The organism is Isoptericola sediminis (assembly GCF_013085345.1).
Classification (GTDB): Bacteria; Actinomycetota; Actinomycetes; order Actinomycetales; family Cellulomonadaceae; genus Isoptericola; species Isoptericola sediminis.
In genome coordinates this window covers 55,831-72,512 of record NZ_JABFAJ010000015.1, presented here as the reverse complement: position 1 = coordinate 72,512, position 16,682 = coordinate 55,831, and the positions used below count along the sequence as shown (strand labels likewise).

Genomic DNA, 16,682 nt, shown 5'->3' with positions numbered 1-16,682 from the left:
TGTGCCTACGTGTCGTCCGCCCGCCCCCGCAGCTCGGCGTCGACGATCGCCTCGAGCTCGACCTCGCTGGGCAACGCCGCACGGGCATCAGCCGGCAACCCGCGGTAGTCGGCGACGGCGACCGGCACCGCCGTGGAGGCCAGCAAGTACTGGACGGTGGCACCGCTCTTGCCGGTGCACAGCAGGATGCCCACCGTCGGCGCGTGGATCTGAGGATCGCGGAGCTGGTCGTCGACCGCGGCGACGTAGGCTCCGAGCTGCCCGAGGTGCCCCGGCTCGAACGACGAGACCTTGAGCTCGACGACGACGTAGCGGAGCTGCCGGGTGTGGAACAGCACGAGGTCCATGACGAACTCGGCGCCGTCGTCCAGCACCAGCCGGTACTGCCTGCCGACGAGGGCCATGTGGCGCCCGAACTCCAGGAGCGTCCTGCAGACGGTCCATCAGGGCCTGTTCGATGTCACGTTCCCGCTGCGACGAGGCGAAGGCGAGGTGCTCGAACACGTACGGGTCCTTGACGAGCTGCTGGGCGAGCTCGGAGTCCGGCCCGACGAGGGCATCCGCGACGTTGGACGGCGCTGCTCCGAGGGCACCGCGCAGGTCCATCGCGATCTGGTGCTCGAGGACGGCGCGGGACCATCCCTCGGCGCCCGCTCTGTCGGCATACCAGTCGCGCTCCTCACGTGTGGCGAGTCGGTCCAGCAGCACGGTGAGGTGCCCCCACGGCAATCGTGCAACGGCCTGTTGCACAAATTCAGTCTCGGTCGGCCAGACCTCTGCGGCCCTGCGCATGTAGAGCAGGTTGCGGCGTGACCAGCCTCTCTGCTCGGGGAACTCGCGCTTGAGGTCGGCGGCCAGGCGATCGACGACCTTGCTCCCCCACCCGGATTCCTGCTGACGCTGCAGGATGTCGCGACCGATCGACCAGTGCAGCCTCAGGACCTCCGTGTTGGCGGCACGCGCCGCTCGAAAACGTGTCCCGCGCACCCGTGCCTTGAGATCGGCGAGCAGCTCCACGTATCCCGGTGGGTCGTTGTCCATCTCGGTTCCGGTCACGCGCTTACCCTCCCGGCAGCCACCGACAGGGAGCGCACCGCCGCCCGTGTGGCGGCGATCGTCGCGGCGCGCGGCGGGTGCGCGGAGGCCGCTGCGGCCTCGGCACGCAGGCGTTCCTGGACGGGCGACGGGCGTCGTCGAGCGCCCGACGACGGCGGCGCGGCGGGCGGCGCCGTCTTCCTCCGCCAGGAGGGGAAAGCCTGCCACCGTGTCAGGTTGGGGACGCGCAGACCGGGCGCTCCGCCCGGCCGGGCGGCCCGACGTCGGGCGCGGGCGTCCTTCGCACGTCGGGCGGCGGGCAGCAGCGCGACCAGCACCCGCTTGGGCACCTGCAGCAGGGACGGCACGCCGCGCAGACCCTGCCGGGCACCGCGCCGGAGCATCACCACGACGCCGCGGTGCTGGAGCCATGTACGCGCCCGGATGACGGTGCGCACGGAGACTCCCGCGCGTTCGGCCGCCTGGGCGTCGGTGGTCTCGACGACGGCCGAGCGCGCGTCGGCGAGCCGGGCCAGGGCGAGCAGGTAGCTGCGCACGCTCTGCGGGGCGTCGCGCAGGTCACCCCAGCCGGCGGCGGCCAGGGCGTCGACGAGGCGCCACAGCGGCGCATAGGCGTTGAGGCGCACCGGGGGTGGCGGGGGCGCGCTGATATCGTCGGCCGTAGCCATCAGAGAGGTCCGTTCTCTCGACGTGGTCAGGCCTCGGACGAGTGTTGGCGCACTCGCCGGGGCCGTTTTCGGTTGTGGTGGGCGTCACACTAGCGCATGACGCCGATGGTCCGGCAGGGGTCGGGGCACGCCGACTCGTGACGGCGCCACTTGCCTATACCTCACGCCTCCCGGCCGCCTCTCCTATAATTAACACACCTGTTAATTATGATCGAGGTGAGCGGGGCCCGATGAACACACTCTTCGACGACAGCCCGGTCCAGATCGCCGTGCGTTCGATCCTCGACGCCCTCGACGACGGCCGCCCCGTGGACGAGAGCGTCGAGCGACAAGTCGTCGACCTCAAGGAAGAACACGGCCGCCGGGACAAGAGCGGCGCGGTCGGACCCGGACTAGCGAACAACGAACTGGCAGCCAGGGAGCTGGCCGCTGCGGCCGCCTGCATGGCCAACACTCCCGGCGGCGGAGCGCTCATCGTCGGCGTCTCCGACGACGGCGACCTGATCGGCACCGAGCTCGATGCCGACTGGCTGCGCCATCGGCTGTGGGAACTGAGCAGCCGGTCTCTCACCGTTGACATCGGGGTCCGCACCTGTCGCGGCACCAGGCTCCTGGTGGTCCTTGCGCCTCAGGCGTTGGAGCCGATCCGCGTCGACGGCCGGATCCGATGGCGCGTGGGTGCCAACTGCGTCGACGTCGATCCCCACACCTGGCATGCGAAACGGATGGCCGCCCTGCACTACGACTGGTCTTCCGACCCGTCGACCGTCACCGCCGATCAGGTCCGACCGGGCGCCGTGCAGCAGGCTCGGGACATGCTGCTGGCTTCGACAGAGCCGCACGCAGCGGAGCTCGCACGACAGCCGGACCTCGACCTGCTCCGCCGGCTGAATGTTGTGACCCCGGACGGATACCTCACCAACGCCGGCGTCATCGCGTTCGTCGGCCGCGGGGACCCGTGTCTCGACTACGTCAAGCGTGAGCACCAGGGCGGCGACAGCCTGACCCGAGTGCGACGCCGCGACCGGTCGCTGCTCGAAGAGCTCGGCGAGCTGCTGGCAGCCCTCGAGGCCAACACGCCGGCTGTGCACGTCCGACGAGGGCTCGTGATCGGGCAGCAGCGAGAGATCCCCCTGCGCGCCGCACGCGAGGCGGTCGTCAACGGTGTCGCCCATCGCGAGTGGGCAAGCCCGGAGCCCACCCTTGTCGAGCAGGTCGGCCGGTCTCTGCGCGTCACGAGCCCCGGCGGCTTCGTGGGTGGCGTGACGCCGGACAACATCATCACGCACCCGTCCAGGTCACGGAACCGTGCCCTCAGCGAGCTCCTCGCGGCACTCCGCGTGGCTGAGAGAGAGGGCGTGGGCGTGGACCGGATGATCGGCGAGATGATTCGACGCGGCCACCCCCGGCCGCAGATCGAGGAGATCAGCGGACCGAACGTTCGGGCGTCGCTGATCGCCGAGGAGGTGGACGAACCGTGCGTCGCCTGGCTCGACGAGGTCGAACCGATCGAGCAGTCCGACGACGTCAACACTCTGCTCGTCCTGCGACAGCTGGTCGATCGTCGATGGACCGACCCGCTACAGAGCTCTCGTCTCATCCAGGACACCGTCGAACGGGCTTCAGGAGTCCTCGCCCGACTCTCACGCGCTTCCGTCGGAGGACGACCGTTGGTCCAGAGGCTCAACGGTGTTCCTGACTCCGCAGACCCTGTGTGGACACTGACGTCCGCCGCGCGGGAGCGCCTCTCCGACCTCGACCAGGAGCTGGCGTACACCCGGCCGATACCCCGCCGCGAGACCATCGCCCGGGACTACGTGAGGGAACGCGGACGCATCAGCTCCACCGAGCTCGGAGGGCTCGTCGACGCATCCCCCACCAACGTCGGGGGAACCCTCCGCATCCTCGAGGACGAGGGCCTCGTCGAGCCCGCCTGGCCCTCTCGCCGGGGCAAGGGGTTTCACTACGTGCTGTCGGCACCCTCACGGACCGCCTCCCGCTGACGACCGGGATCGCGGGACGACGGGAGGCACCCTTGGGGAACACCTACTCCTCGAGGATCTGACGCAACAGCTCCGGTGTGTGCCCCTTGGTCTGGATGGCACCCCGGCGCATCCGCGCAAGTGTCATCACCCGTGCGGCACGCAGCAGCTGCACCTGCTCGAAGAACTCCGTCATCGACCGGTGGGACGTGAAGTTCACGTCCTGGTAGTAGCCCAGCCCCTTGCCCTCGCCGGCATAGGAGGAGAGCTTGAACGCGGTGACGAGCCACTTCCAGCGCTCACCCCACCCGTTCAGCTCCGGTTCGGCCACGATGGCGTTGGCGACGAGACGTTCGCCCTGTCGAGACCGAACCTCGAAGACTGACAGGACGTCCAGCCCATAGAAATGCACCCGGGCCAGCTCACGGCCGAGGGTATTGTCACGCCGGGCCCGCGGCAGCGGCTCGACGCTCCAGAACCGACCTGCCGTAGCTTCGGGAGCGATCACCGCTGACCGGACGAAGGTCGACAAGAACGCCCTGATCTCCGGCCAGTCCTCGCGGTCCAACAGGCGTCGCAGCTTGGTCGAAGGCGCATGCTCCGAACCGACGTCGGCGTTCCCCTGCACGCCCGACGAGACCTCGCCCCCTCGTACCCATGCGTCCTGATCCTCCGGTCGGACGACGTCGTTCAGTGCGCAGCCCTCACCATCGGAGAGCGTCATCAACAACTTGTTGCGCAGGTTGCCCGCGCCCTCGAAGTACCAGACCGTCTCCAGCTCTCGCTGGCTCAGGTCCTCCCGCTTCTCGACGCGGAAGTCGAGGCCCACGATCTCCAGCGGATTCCAGTCCTTGACGTGCTGCTTGTACCGCTGGACGACATCGATCGCCTGACCGACATAGGCCGTCCCGTCGGCGAAACGCAGACGGTAGATCCCGCACCTGCTCCGCGAGCCCAGAGCATCCACGAGACTGCTGCTCGACGAAGCCTCCCACTTCACACCGAAATACCCCGGCGAACGACGCACCATCGACGTGCTCCCTCACGCTCAGACCTCAGAATGGCAGCAAGCAGGAATGACGCTACCAACGGGCGCGCGTCCGTCCGCTTCCAGGAGTGGGCGAATTCCAGAGGACGTGAAGGTATTCGTGAGATCACGCGTGACATCATCGGCACCATGCGCGGCATCATCCTGGCCGGCGGGTCCGGCACGCGGCTGCACCCGATCACGCTCGGGGTGAGCAAGCAGCTCGTGCCCGTCTACGACAAGCCGATGATCTACTACCCGCTGTCGACGCTGCTGCTCGCGGGGATCCGGGACATCCTCGTCATCACCACCCCGCACGACGCCGAGCAGTTCCGGCGGCTGCTCGGGGACGGTTCGCAGTTCGGCATCTCGCTGGAGTACGCCGTGCAGGAGGAGCCGAACGGGCTGGCGCAGGCGTTCGTGCTCGGCAAGGAGTTCCTCGCCGGCGGGCCGGCCGCGCTCGTGCTGGGCGACAACATCTTCTACGGACAGGGCCTGGGCGACCAGCTCCAGCGCTTCACCGACGTCGACGGCGGCTCGATCTTCGCCTACCGCGTGGCCGACCCGACGGCGTACGGCGTCATCGAGTTCGACGACGACGGGATCGCCCAGTCCATCGAGGAGAAGCCCGCCCGGCCGCGGTCGCGGTACGCGGTGCCGGGCCTGTACTTCTACGACGCCGAGGTGGTCGAGATCGCCAAGGGGCTGACGCCGTCGGCCCGCGGCGAGTACGAGATCACCGACATCAACCGGCACTACCTGGACCAGGGGCGCCTGCACGTCGAGGTGCTGCCCCGCGGCACTGCGTGGCTGGACACGGGCACGTTCGACTCGCTCATCGACGCCAGCGACTTCGTGCGGACGGTGGAGCAGCGCCAGGGCCTCAAGATCGGCGCCCCGGAGGAGGTGGCGTGGCGGCGCGGGTTCCTGTCCGACGACGAGCTGCGCGCGCGGGCCGAGCCGCTCGTGAAGTCCGGCTACGGCACCTACCTGCTCACGCTGCTCGACGGATAGCCGACCTCCCGGGCCCCGCGCACGTCGGCGATCCCCGCCAGGACCGACGGCGCGGCGACGTCCCAGCGGTCCGCCCAGTCCCCGATCGGCTCCACCCCGGCCCGGCGCAGCGCATCGTGGCCGAGCACGGAGAACTGGGGGCGGCGCGCCGGCCGGGGGAACGCCGCGCTCGGGACCCGGTCGACCGGGACCGACGACCCGGCGGCCGCCAGGACGCGTCGCGCGAACCCGTGCCACGACGTCCGGCCGGACGCGGTGCCGTGGTAGGTGCCCGCCGGTGCCCGGGCGGCGACCAGCCGCACGATCAGCTCGGCCAAGTCTCGGGACCACGTGGGCTGGCCCACCTGGTCGTGCACCACCGCGAGACGGTCACGCTCGGCGGCCAGCCGGGCGATCGTGCGGGGGAAGCAGTGTCCGTGCGCGCCGTAGAGCCAGGCGGTGCGCACGATCAGGTGGTCGAAGGCCTCGTCGCGCACGGCCCGCTCCCCCGCGGCCTTGGAGCGGCCGTAGACCGACTCCGGCGCCGTGGGCGCGTCCTCCGGATACGGGGCGGCGTGGTGGCCGTCGAACACGTAGTCGGTGGACAGGTGGACCAGTCGCGCACCGGCCAGCCGGGCGGCCCGGGCGACGTGAGCGGCGCCGACGGCGTTGACGGCCATCGCCTCGGACTCGTGCGTCTCGGCGCCGTCGACGTCGGTCCAAGCGGCGGCGTTGACGACGACGTCGATCCCGGCGAGCGCGCGGCGGGTGGCGTCGGCCTCGGTGATGTCCAGGTCAGCGTGCGTGAACGCCCGTACCGAGACACCGGCGTCGGTGAGGACGTCGACGAGGTCGTGGCCGAGCATGCCGCCCGCACCCAGGACGGCCCAACGCTGGGCCCGATCGACGGGAGCCATGCGTAGCATCCTAGGGGCGGGACCATCGACACCGGGAGGCCGTCCGTGCAGTTCAGTGAGCTGGGAGTGCCCGGCGCGTACGAGATCACGCCCCGCCAGCACGGCGACCCGCGCGGCGTCTTCCTCGAGTGGTTCAAGGCGTCGACGTTCGCCGATCACCTGGGCCACGAGCTGGACCTGCAGCAGGCCAACTGCTCGGTCTCGGCAGCCGGCGTGCTGCGCGGCATCCACGTCACCGACGTCCCGCCCGGCCAGGCCAAGTACGTCACGTGCCCCCGCGGCGCGGTGTTCGACGTCGTCGTCGACCTCCGGGTCGGGTCGCCGACGTTCGGCCGGTGGGACTTCGTGCTGCTCGACGACGTCGACCGGCGGGCCGTCTACGTCGGCGAGGGCCTGGGCCACGCCTTCCTGTCCCTGGAGGACGACTCGACGGTGATGTACCTGTGCTCGTCGGGATACGACCCGGCGGCGGGCCACGGGGTGCATCCCCTGGACCCGGCGATCGGGATCACGTGGCCGACGACGGCGCGCGACGGGTCACCGATCACCCTGCAGCTCTCTGACAAGGACGCGGCGGCGCCGACGCTGGCCGAGGCCCAGGAGCAGGGCCTGCTGCCCGCCGTCGAGGTCGTCGAGGACTACCTGGCGACGCTGCGGCGCCGCTGATCCCTCACTGACCGGTCCTGGCGTACCGCGCCTCGGCCGCGGCCTTGGCCGGCCGCCACCACGCCTCGTTCTTCCGGTACCAGTCGACGGTCGCTTCCAGGCCGGCGCGGAAGTCGGTGTACCGGGGCGTCCAGCCGAGCTCGTCGCGCAGCGTGGTCGCGTCGATCGCGTACCGCAGGTCGTGGCCGGGGCGGTCGGGAACGTGGTCGAAGTCGTCGGCGTCGCGGCCGAAGATCTCGAGCAGCGTCCGAACGACCTCGAGGTTGTTCCTCTCGCCGTCCGCGCCGATCAGATAGGTCTCGCCGATCCGGCCATGGTCGATGATCGCCCACACGGCGGTGTTGTGGTCCTCGACGTGGATCCAGTCGCGCACGTTCAGCCCGGCGCCGTAGAGCCGGGGCCGCACCCCGTCGAGGAGGTTCGTGATCTGACGCGGGATGAACTTCTCGACGTGCTGGTAAGGCCCGTAGTTGTTCGAGCAGTTCGAGATGGTGGCCCGCACCCCGAACGACCGCACCCAGGCGCGCACCAGGTGGTCGGAGCCGGCCTTGGTGGCCGAGTAGGGGCTCGACGGGTCGTACGGGGTCTCAGGCGTGAACTTCGCCGGGTCGTCCAGCGACAGCTCGCCGTAGACCTCGTCGGTCGAGACGTGATGGAACCGCACGCCGTGCCGGCGCACGGCCTCCAGCAGCGTGAACGTGCCCACGAGGTTGGTCTGCACGAACGGCGACGGGTCGTCGAGGGAGTTGTCGTTGTGCGACTCGGCGGCGAAGTGGACGACGACGTCCGCGGCCCCCACCAGGCGATCGACCAGGTCGGCGTCGGTGACGGAGCCGTGCACGAACTCGATCCGCCTGGCCACCGGCTCCAGCGAGCTCCGGTCGCCCGCGTAGGTCAGGGCGTCGAGCACCGTCACCTCCGCGTCCGGGCGGTCCCGGAGGGTCTGCAGGGTGAAGTTCGCGCCGATGAAGCCGGCGCCGCCGGTGACGAGTACCCGCACGCGTCCACTCCTCACTGCTGGTGTGGAGCCAGGCTAGCGGTCGACCGAGGGCGAATCGTGACCATCTCGTTGACCACGTGGCGGCATCGGAGGGGATCCGGTCACGCCATACCCTCTAAGATGCACGCGATGAGTGCCCCGGTCCCCACACCGCAGCCGACGTCGTCCGCGACATCGGCCGATGTCGCGGATCTCTACAAGGAGATCTTCACGGGGCAGCAGAAGGCGCTCGAGGTCGTGTCGACCGACCGTCTCACACAGGTCGGAGCGCGTCCACCAATCTCGACGTACCTGAGCCAGCTCTGGGGCCGTCGACACTTCCTGTGGGCCGAGGCCCGCGCCAAGGTCACCAGCGGAACCCGCCAGACCCTGCTCGGCCAGGCCTGGCTCGTCATCAACCCCGTCCTCAACGGCCTCGCCTACTACTTGATCTTCGGCCTCATCCTGAACACCAGCAGGGGTATCGAGAACTTTCTCGGCTACCTGGTCATCGGGGTCTTCCTGTTCCAGTTCACGACGCAGTGCGTGACCAACGGTGCGAAGTCGATCCAGAGCGGGCGCAACCTCATCCGCGCGTTCACGTTCCCCCGCGCCTCGCTGCCGATCTCGGTCGTGCTGCGGAGCATCCTCAACTTGATCCCGACGCTCGCGGCCATGCTCCTCATCATCGGCCTGCTACCCGAGGACGAGGACTGGACGGCGGCGGCCTTGCTCTTCCCTGTCGTCCTTACCCTCCAGGTGATGCTCGCAACGGGCCTCGCTCTGCTCTTCGCGCGGATGACCACCGTGATCCCGGACATCGCTCAACTCCTGGGCGTCGGCATGCGCATCTGGCTCTACGCCTCGGCGGTGTTCTTCTCCATCGACCGGTTCGAGGAATACCCCTGGATCGTCGGGATCATGGAAGCCAACCCGATGTACATGGTCCTGGACGCGGCACGGGACTGTCTCCTGTACGCCACGGTGCCCGATGCGGGGACCTGGATCGGGCTCGGGGCCTGGGCAGTCGGCTCGCTGGCCATCGGATTCCTCTTCTTCTGGCAGGGGGAGGAGTCCTATGGCCAGGCCTGAGATCGATCCCTTCGCCCATGCGACGGTGGCTGTCCAGGACGTGCATGTGCGCTACCGCGTGCCGTCGACTGACGCTGCCGAACGCCGCCGCGGAGCCAACTTCGTCAAGCGGGTGGGCCGCACGGTGTTCGGCAACGACCCGAAGGTGCTCGTCCGCGCGCTGTCCGGCATCTCCTTCGTCGCCAAGTCCGGGGAACAGATCGGGCTCGTCGGCCAGAACGGCTCCGGCAAGAGCACGTTGCTGCGCATCATCGCCGGCCTGGAGAACCCCGCCAAGGGACGGGTTCTCGCGGAGAGCACGCCCGTGCTGATCGGCGTGAACGCCGCACTGGTACCGGAGCTCTCTGGCGAGCAGAACATCCGTCTCGGCTGCCTGGCAATGGGGCTGACCCCCGAGCAGGCCGAGGAGGCCGTGCCGGACGTCACGCAGCTCGCGGGCCTCGGCAAATCCATCTACCTGCCGATGAAGACCTACTCCTCCGGCATGGGAGCCCGGCTGCGGTTCGCCATCGCGACCGCTGCCAATCCGCACATCCTGCTGATCGACGAGGCCCTGGCGACGGGTGATGCTGCCTTCCGTGAGCGGAGCGAAGCGCGCATGCAGCGACTCCGGCAAGGAGCCGGAACGGTGTTCCTGGTCAGTCACGCCGCCCAGACGATCGAAGAGACCTGCACCCGGGCCATCTGGCTCAACCACGGCCGCCTCGTCCTCGACGGCCCTGCGCAGGACGTCGCGCTCCGCTACCGCAAGTGGGCCTGGGCCGTCGCGAAGGAGAAGCCCGAGGAGGCGAAGCAGATCATCGAGACGGCCTTCTCCGAACGCGAGCAGACCTACGTCCAGGTGGAGGAGAGCGTGCAGCCCCGGCTGTACACCCCTCGCCACGTCCGCAGCAGCAAGACCGCCCCACCGAGAGCTCAGGGAAAGTAGCCGCCGTGAAACAGCGCCCCCTCATCATGACCGTCTATGGCACACGCCCGGAGGCGATCAAGGTCGCACCCGTCATCAAGGCGCTGGAGGCGAGCGACGTCCTCGACTCCGTCACCGTCGTGACCGGCCAGCACCGGGAGATGCTCGACCAGGTCAACGAGATCTTCGACATCAGGCCGGACCATGATCTCGACATCTTCGAGCACGGCGCCACGCTGTCGACGATCGTGGCTCGGGTCCTGGAGCGCCTGGACCCGGTGCTCGAGGCTGAGCAGCCTGCTGCGGTGGTGGTCCAGGGTGACACCTCGACGTCGACCGCGGCCGCTCTCGCCGCGTTCCATCGTGGAATTCCGGTCGTCCACGTCGAGGCCGGCCTGCGATCGGGGAACATCCTCTCGCCGTTCCCCGAAGAGGCGAACCGCAAGATCACGTCACAGATCGCGGCGCTTCACCTCGCCCCTACCGCCACCAGCAAGGAGAACCTGCTGCGCGAGGGCGTGGCCGACGAGGACATCGTTGTGACGGGCAACACTGTCATCGACGCTCTCCTGATGACCGTCGAGCAGAAGACCCCGTTCTCCGACCCGGAGCTCGAGGACCTCGCGGACTCCGGGCGGCCCGTCCTACTGGTCACGACACACCGTCGCGAGAACTGGGGCGGCGCGATGGAAGGCGTCGGCCGTGCCCTCGCACGCCTGGCACGATCGTTCACGAACATGCAGATCGTCCTACCGGCGCACAGGAACCCCGTCGTGCGTGACGCGATACTCCCTCAGCTGGACGGTCTGGACAACGTTACCGTGACCGAGCCCCTTGCCTACGGCGAGTTCACCCGCATGCTCGCTCTCGCCACTGTCGTCCTGACGGACTCCGGGGGCGTTCAAGAAGAGGCTCCCAGTCTCGGCAAGCCCGTCCTCGTCATGCGCGAGAACACCGAGCGGCCGGAGGCCGTCCACGCCGGGACAGTCAAGCTAATCGGCACCGACGAGCACCGGATCGTGGCAGAGGTTTCGGCTCTGCTCGCGGACCAGGCCGCCTACGAGTCGATGGCCCGCGCGACCAACCCGTACGGCGACGGACGCGCTGCGATGCGATCCACGGCAGCGATCGCCGAGCTCACCGAGACCGGAACTCGCGAGCCCGACTGGTCAACCGAGGGAGCATCATGAGGAAAACGCGTGTCTTCATCTACGGTTCATGCGTCTCTCGTGACACCTTCGAGTTTCTCGACCCTGCAGAGTTCGAGCTCGTGCATTACGTGGCGCGGCAGTCGGCGATCAGCGCCTACACCAAGCCGGTCGAGCTGATTTCTCCGCCGGCACTCGATTCGCGGTTCAAGCAGCGGGTCGTGGAGGATGACTTCTCATCCAGTCTGCGAGAGACGATCGCTTCGCTGGAAGACATCGACCTCGTCCTGATGGATCTGACGGACGAGCGGCTAGGCGTCTACGTCTTGCCCGACGGATCCGTCATCACCCGTTCGGTCGAGCTCATCGAGTCCGGCGCCGAGCAGCACCTGCCCCACGGCTCGCACCACATCCCCTTCGGCTCCGACCTCCACCTTCAGTACTGGTCGACCGGAATCTCCGAGGTCGCCAAGCTCTTCCACGAGTACATGCCTCGCACGGCGATTGCGCTGCTCGGAATCCCTTGGGCAAGCTACTCGGAAGACGGCACACCGACCCCCGATAGCTTCGGCATGTCTGCGTCGCAGATCAACCCGGTCATGCGCTCCTACGTCGACTACGCGGCGAGCACAGTAGGGGCACGCCTGATTGATGTGAACTCCGACCTCGTCCGGTCCAAGCCGGACCACCCATGGGGCAACGCTCCGTTCCACTATTCGACGAGCGTCTACCTGGATGTCACCCGGAGCCTGACAGGTCGAGACGGCCGCGATCCGTGGAGCAACGCCCCAGGTTCGGCCGTGACCAGCGATACCCCGTCGGGGACGGAACTCCGGGCGGATGCCGATACGCCCCCGGACGCTCAAGGGTCGTCGTTGAGCAGCACCAACGTCCTCCACGAGGCGCATGTGACCGATCCACAGAAGCCAACTCTCGTCTATCTGGAGAGCGTCCGAGAGCTCACGGCGGACTGGCCCTTCAGGGACGCGCTCGTTGACAACGGAACGAACTACGTCCGCATCGCAGATCCCACCCTCACCGACCACCCTGATCTCACGTTCGGTTGGGGCATCGGGGGCCGCCACGGTGCCGGGACCCGGCGCATCATCGACACGGTTCGCGAATGCGTTGGAGAATCACCACTCATCTTCGCCGGCACCGGCCCCATGGGATACTCAGCAGTCCGCTGCGGCCTCGAATCGGACTCGCCGATACTTGTGCACAATCCGGACCTCTTGTGGAACACCAGCGACAGCGAATCGGTTCAAACTGTCCTCGCGCACGCCGGGAACTACGGCCTATCGGCTGAGCACCCGCAAGTAGCACAACTGTCGCCCCCTTCGCGGCCCGTGCGCCTCCTCGCTTCCGCGAACACGGCAGGCCCCACCGCACGAACCCGTGTGATCCCTGGTCTCCTGACACTCCTCAACGACGGAGATCGGATCTCTCAGTCGAATTCCACCGTGTCGCTGTTCAGCGACCCGAAGAGCCCGTACTCGCCGTGGACACCGAAGACTCTCGTCGAACGACTGCAGGAAATCACCGGATAGCAGGCGGCGCCATGGCCACGATCAGTGGCCATGGCACTCGCCAGCAGGCCGCTCCCGCATCCACAAAGCGGTGCTGAGCACGCTGTCAGGAAGCGGATCGACGTTCTCATCCGAAGGATTGCCGGGATAGCTTTCCACGGCGTGTCTGGCCTGACACTTGCAGGACGCGCCCTGGAACGCCGAGAGCGCCTAGAGCCGGGTTCGAGATCCGAACCGTACGCGGGTTCTCGAACCCGGCTCGATACGCGGTGGCCAACCACCGGTGTGGTGCGGTTTGACGCACCGGGGCTCGGTCCGCCCTGTTGACGGGGCGCCTAGCAGCTGACCTCGTCAACCAGCCACCCGTGCCCGGCGATGTTGGAGCCCGCGAGCAGCTCAAGGTCTCGAACGTTCCACGTGTGACCATCGCCGTTCATGCTCCGGAACTGGGCGAAGTTGAACCGGTCAGACGAGTAGACGTGGACGCCATCTGCCTTCAGCGCTCGGAGCAGGCGCGAGTCCTCTCCACGCGTCACGTCGGCGAATCGGTAGCGGCGCAGCAGGTCGGCGTCCGCCACCAGGGTCGGACCAGCGACAAACTCGGTGAACCGGTGCTCACGCTCCGGCGACCGGAGAAGCGTCACGTTCTGCGCCTCGAGATAGAGGTACACCGCCTCCTTGCCGACGAGCTCGGCACCCGAGTAGAACATCGCCGCGACCTGATCAGCGAGGTAGTGGTCACCGTAGAAGTCGTCGTCGTCCATCTTGGCGAGAACTTGGCCCTCTGCGTCGTCGATCAGGGTGTTCAGACACGACCCGAGAGTCTGGGAGGCAGCTGCCGAGAAGAGTCTCGCGTTGTCGACACCGTGCCGGTTGCAGGCTTCCTTGAAGTCGCGTTCGCCCACCTCGAACCCGTGTGTCATGACGAGCAGCTCGGCATCGACATTCTTCTGGCGAGCAAACGTCGACAGGATGTGGTCGAGCTGCGCCTGCCGAATCGTGGGTGCGAGCACGGAGATCGTACGGTCGCGCGGCAGCGCAGGCCGACCGGCGACGCGGTGGACGCCAGCCCGATCGGCGATCTCAGAAACCCGGTGAGAGTAAGTGTGGTGGGCCCAGATGCGTCGCTGACCCCGATGGACCATCCGGTCCCGCTCCGTCTTGTTGCGCACCAGATGGCGCAAGGTCCACGTCGCCTCTTCCTCAGTGTGGACCTGAGCAATCTCGTCGTCGGCGAAGGTTGCCTCGAGAGCAGGGCTGGGTGTGCTCACCACCGGCGTGCCACTCGCGGTGATCTCGAAGACCCGACGCGCACACATGGTCGGTGAGTCGACGATGGTGTTCACGTTCAGGAACACCTTGTAGAGTCGGTAGGCGCCGATCATCTTCTCGTACGGAAGTCCACCGACGACTCGCGCATCGAAGGGCTTCGGGAATTGATAGCGCTCGTTGCCGCCATGCTGACGGGAGAAGATGTCGAGGCCCCCCGCCGCCATCTTTGCACTAGCCTTCTCAGCCGCCCGAAGAAGTAGATCGAGTTGCTCTCTGCGGGCCTCGTGCGTGTGCGCGAAATACATGCCGCCAAAGGCGACGTCGCGCTTGTGCCGCAGCTTGGGGTCACGAATCGGGTTGTGGATCGCGGTCTGCGCTGCGAACTGGAGCAGGTGGACTCGGTCGTGCCCGAGCTCGCGCCGGTAGGCGTCGACCATGTTGCCGTCAGAGGTCAGAACGACGTCGAACAGTCGGGCCGCGTCGAGGAATTCCTCGAAGTGGACAGGGTCCTCCTTGTTCCAGAACACCGTCGGGATACCGCGCCGGCGACACTCGGCAACCAGGTCCACGATTTCCCGTCGCGGCGCCGTGGGACCGACGAGCTGAAAGGACCAGTCGCGTCCGTTGCCGTGCCAGGCGGATTCGACGAACAACAGATCAGGCCCGAACTCGTCCAAGTCCCGGCGCCAGCTTTCCCTGCCGATCGGTCGCTGAGTCCATTCCGCCGCGAAGGCCGAGGACGAGAACTCATCGAGGATCGTCGCGACGCGAAGTTCCTTCCACCGAGGACGCTCACGCGTCACCGGCGCCAGGGCCGTCGCCTCCTCAAGGATGGAAGCGAACTTGTTCGGATTGCTCTTGGTGGTCAAAGGCTTGTCGCCCGACGGTTTCACCGACTCATGCCGGTGTGCCGCTATCGACCGGATGATGGGCGCGCTGCGGCCGACCGTACCGGCGATGTCTCGCTGATTCCTCACGATGAGGTTGAGCTTCTGGTCAAAAGCGCGGATGCGATGTGCAGTCAGTGTGGCGATCCGATTCATGGCGACGAGGCCAAGAGCGCCAGCGACCAGACCGAGCAGGATCGCCAGCGGCGGGTATGCGGCACGGACCAGGACAGCCGCCACGCCGCACATGACGGCAAGAAGCACGGCCACCTGTGTCTTGCGCCGCGCGAAGGGCTGGGGCAGGACCATCAGCGCCAGACCCCCCGAGTGTCGATGACGCAAGTGCGGTCCAGACCGAGGTCGTGCGGCTGGATCTCCTTGAACACCGCATGATCGACCAGGACGACGGTGGCGTCAGCAGAGCCCGTCGCCTCAGCCAACGAGGTCAGTTCGACGTTGCGACGGTTGGCGAGCTCGGGCGGGAGTGCATCGACGTGAGGCTCGACCACGAGAATGCGAGCCGACGGGTTCTGATCGGCGAGTTCGGCGACGATCCTGCGTGCTGGGGACTCACGCAGGTCGTCGATGTCTGCCTTGAACGCGAGGCCAAGCGCCGCAATCGTCGGTGACTGGACATCGGCAACGGCCTGGCGCACCTTGTCGGTCACCCACTCCGGCTTCCCGTCGTTCACTTCGCGGGCCGTGCGGATCAGGTTGGCATGCTCGGGTGCCGCGTCCACGATGAACCACGGGTCCACGGCGATGCAGTGACCGCCCACGCCAGGCCCGGGCTGCAGGATGTTGACGCGCGGGTGGTGGTTGGCGAGCTCGATCAGTTCCCACACGTCGATACCCAGACGGTCGGCGATCAGGGAGAGCTCGTTGGCGAACGCGATGTTGACGTCGCGGAACGAGTTCTCGACCAGCTTGGCCATCTCGGCGGTGACCGCGTCCGTCAGCAGGATCTCGCCCTGGCAGAACACCGAGTACAGCTCCTTGGCGTGCTGGGCTGCCGCGGGCGTCAGGCCGCCGACGATCCGGTCGTTCGTGACGAGCTCGATCATGACGCGGCCGGGCAGTACTCGCTCCGGGCAGTGTGCCACGTGGATCATCGGGCGGTCGTCGGAGCCATCGAGAGAAAGGTCCGGCCGCGCAGCCAGGATCCAGTCCGCCATCTGCTGCGTGGCACCGGGGGGCGAGGTGGACTCGAGGATGAGGAGCTCGCCGCCGTCGAGCACCGGCGCCACGGCCTCGGCGGCCGCCTGGATGTACGACAGGTCGGGCTCGTGATCGCCCTGGAAAGGCGTCGGCACCGCGACGATGAAGGCGTCGGCCGGCTCGGGCTTGTCCGTGGCCCGCAGGGTGCCGAGCTGCACCGCGCCGCTCACGTACGTCGCGAGGTCGGGCTCGACGAACGGGACGTCGCCCCGGTTGATGGCCTCCACGGTGGCCGGGTTCACGTCCACGCCGACGACCTTGACGTCCTTCGACGCGAGGATCGCGGCGGTCGGGAGGCCGATGTAGCCCAGGCCGACCACACCGACGGTGTTGATCTCCAT

14 protein-coding genes and 1 pseudogene are annotated in these 16,682 nt (G+C 67.8%); 7 read left to right on the top strand and 8 right to left on the bottom strand.

The window, feature by feature from the left end:
• Nucleotides 1–5: 5 nt before the first annotated feature.
• The 3 genes and pseudogenes from HLI28_RS15950 to HLI28_RS08405 all read right to left on the bottom strand — a co-directional run bounded on the left by HLI28_RS15950 (nucleotide 6) and on the right by HLI28_RS08405 (nucleotide 1,724).
• The gene (locus HLI28_RS15950; RefSeq protein ID WP_343035734.1) at nucleotides 6–404 is read right to left on the bottom strand and encodes a PDDEXK nuclease domain-containing protein; all 399 of its coding nucleotides are present in this window, start codon (nucleotides 402–404) and stop codon (nucleotides 6–8) included.
• Between the two features lie 256 nt (nucleotides 405–660).
• A pseudogene (locus HLI28_RS15945) lies at nucleotides 661–1,041 on the bottom strand (DUF1016 N-terminal domain-containing protein); the annotation flags it as partial.
• Nucleotides 1,042–1,052: 11 nt separating this feature from the next.
• Entirely contained in the window at nucleotides 1,053–1,724 is a 672-nt protein-coding gene (locus HLI28_RS08405; protein ID WP_171247070.1) for a hypothetical protein, read from the bottom strand.
• A 308-nt stretch (nucleotides 1,725–2,032) separates the two neighbouring features.
• Between HLI28_RS08405 and HLI28_RS08400 the strand changes: the two genes are divergently transcribed.
• On the top strand, nucleotides 2,033–3,727 hold the full coding sequence (locus HLI28_RS08400) for an ATP-binding protein (RefSeq protein WP_171247069.1): 1,695 nt from the start codon (nucleotides 2,033–2,035) through the stop codon (nucleotides 3,725–3,727).
• Nucleotides 3,728–3,770: 43 nt separating this feature from the next.
• Here HLI28_RS08400 and HLI28_RS08395 read toward each other — a convergent pair whose 3' ends face one another.
• On the bottom strand, nucleotides 3,771–4,736 hold the full coding sequence (locus tag HLI28_RS08395) for a GIY-YIG nuclease family protein (protein ID WP_171247068.1): 966 nt from the start codon (nucleotides 4,734–4,736) through the stop codon (nucleotides 3,771–3,773).
• 147 nt (nucleotides 4,737–4,883) lie between these two features.
• Between HLI28_RS08395 and rfbA the strand changes: the two genes are divergently transcribed.
• Nucleotides 4,884–5,747: a glucose-1-phosphate thymidylyltransferase RfbA gene (rfbA, locus tag HLI28_RS08390; protein WP_171247067.1), complete on the top strand. Its 864-nt coding sequence runs from the start codon at nucleotides 4,884–4,886 to the stop codon at nucleotides 5,745–5,747.
• Here rfbA and rfbD read toward each other — a convergent pair.
• Complete coding sequence (gene rfbD / locus HLI28_RS08385) at nucleotides 5,720–6,643, bottom strand: dTDP-4-dehydrorhamnose reductase (protein ID WP_171247066.1); 924 nt, start codon at nucleotides 6,641–6,643, stop codon at nucleotides 5,720–5,722. The two genes, rfbA and rfbD, sit on opposite strands and share 28 nt — an antisense overlap.
• A gap of 45 nt (nucleotides 6,644–6,688) precedes the next feature.
• On the opposite strand from rfbD, the gene HLI28_RS08380 reads away from it, so the two are divergent.
• Nucleotides 6,689–7,309, top strand: coding sequence for a dTDP-4-dehydrorhamnose 3,5-epimerase family protein (locus tag HLI28_RS08380; RefSeq protein ID WP_171247065.1), 621 nt, complete (start codon nucleotides 6,689–6,691; stop codon nucleotides 7,307–7,309).
• Between the two features lie 4 nt (nucleotides 7,310–7,313).
• Here the strand turns inward: HLI28_RS08380 and rfbB are convergent, their stop codons facing one another.
• On the bottom strand, nucleotides 7,314–8,309 hold the full coding sequence (rfbB, locus tag HLI28_RS08375; RefSeq protein ID WP_171247064.1) for a dTDP-glucose 4,6-dehydratase: 996 nt from the start codon (nucleotides 8,307–8,309) through the stop codon (nucleotides 7,314–7,316).
• A 129-nt stretch (nucleotides 8,310–8,438) separates the two neighbouring features.
• Here rfbB and HLI28_RS08370 point away from each other — a divergent pair, with 129 nt between their 5' ends.
• The 4 genes from HLI28_RS08370 to HLI28_RS08355 are packed head-to-tail and all read left to right on the top strand — an operon-like array spanning nucleotide 8,439 to nucleotide 12,985.
• Nucleotides 8,439–9,380, top strand: a complete 942-nt coding sequence (locus tag HLI28_RS08370) for an ABC transporter permease (protein WP_171247063.1) — start codon at nucleotides 8,439–8,441, stop codon at nucleotides 9,378–9,380.
• Nucleotides 9,367–10,308, top strand: a complete 942-nt coding sequence (locus tag HLI28_RS08365; RefSeq protein WP_246246551.1) for an ABC transporter ATP-binding protein — start codon at nucleotides 9,367–9,369, stop codon at nucleotides 10,306–10,308. The genes HLI28_RS08370 and HLI28_RS08365 overlap by 14 nt, the downstream gene beginning before the upstream one ends.
• Nucleotides 10,309–10,334: 26 nt before the next feature.
• A complete protein-coding gene (gene wecB, locus HLI28_RS08360; protein WP_171247146.1) occupies nucleotides 10,335–11,477 on the top strand; it encodes a non-hydrolyzing UDP-N-acetylglucosamine 2-epimerase in 1,143 nt (380 codons plus the stop codon).
• Entirely contained in the window at nucleotides 11,474–12,985 is a 1,512-nt protein-coding gene (locus HLI28_RS08355; protein ID WP_171247061.1) for a DUF6270 domain-containing protein, read from the top strand. The genes wecB and HLI28_RS08355 overlap by 4 nt, the downstream gene beginning before the upstream one ends.
• A gap of 314 nt (nucleotides 12,986–13,299) precedes the next feature.
• Here the strand turns inward: HLI28_RS08355 and HLI28_RS08350 are convergent, their stop codons facing one another.
• Nucleotides 13,300–15,432 carry a glycosyltransferase family protein gene (locus tag HLI28_RS08350; protein WP_246246549.1) on the bottom strand — a complete coding sequence of 711 codons (2,133 nt, stop codon included), beginning with the start codon at nucleotides 15,430–15,432 and terminating at the stop codon, nucleotides 13,300–13,302.
• Complete coding sequence (gene wecC, locus HLI28_RS08345) at nucleotides 15,432–16,682, bottom strand: UDP-N-acetyl-D-mannosamine dehydrogenase (RefSeq protein ID WP_171247060.1); 1,251 nt, start codon at nucleotides 16,680–16,682, stop codon at nucleotides 15,432–15,434. The genes HLI28_RS08350 and wecC overlap by 1 nt, the downstream gene beginning before the upstream one ends.

Excerpts from the sequence above, each read along its gene's own strand:
- HLI28_RS08355 (WP_171247061.1), top strand. The coding sequence starts at position 11,474 with ATGAGGAAAACGCGTGTCTTCATCTACGGTTCATGCGTCTCTCGTGAC.
- HLI28_RS08370 (WP_171247063.1), top strand. The coding sequence starts at position 8,439 with ATGAGTGCCCCGGTCCCCACACCGCAGCCGACGTCGTCCGCGACATCG.
- HLI28_RS15950 (WP_343035734.1), bottom strand. The coding sequence starts at position 404 with ATGGCCCTCGTCGGCAGGCAGTACCGGCTGGTGCTGGACGACGGCGCC.
- HLI28_RS08405 (WP_171247070.1), bottom strand. The coding sequence starts at position 1,724 with ATGGCTACGGCCGACGATATCAGCGCGCCCCCGCCACCCCCGGTGCGC.
- wecB (WP_171247146.1), top strand. The coding sequence starts at position 10,335 with ATGACCGTCTATGGCACACGCCCGGAGGCGATCAAGGTCGCACCCGTC.
- wecC (WP_171247060.1), bottom strand. The coding sequence starts at position 16,682 with ATGGAGATCAACACCGTCGGTGTGGTCGGCCTGGGCTACATCGGCCTC.
- HLI28_RS08365 (WP_246246551.1), top strand. The coding sequence starts at position 9,367 with ATGGCCAGGCCTGAGATCGATCCCTTCGCCCATGCGACGGTGGCTGTC.
- HLI28_RS08395 (WP_171247068.1), bottom strand. The coding sequence starts at position 4,736 with ATGGTGCGTCGTTCGCCGGGGTATTTCGGTGTGAAGTGGGAGGCTTCG.
- HLI28_RS08350 (WP_246246549.1), bottom strand. The coding sequence starts at position 15,432 with ATGGTCCTGCCCCAGCCCTTCGCGCGGCGCAAGACACAGGTGGCCGTG.
- rfbD (WP_171247066.1), bottom strand. The coding sequence starts at position 6,643 with ATGGCTCCCGTCGATCGGGCCCAGCGTTGGGCCGTCCTGGGTGCGGGC.
- rfbA (WP_171247067.1), top strand. The coding sequence starts at position 4,884 with ATGCGCGGCATCATCCTGGCCGGCGGGTCCGGCACGCGGCTGCACCCG.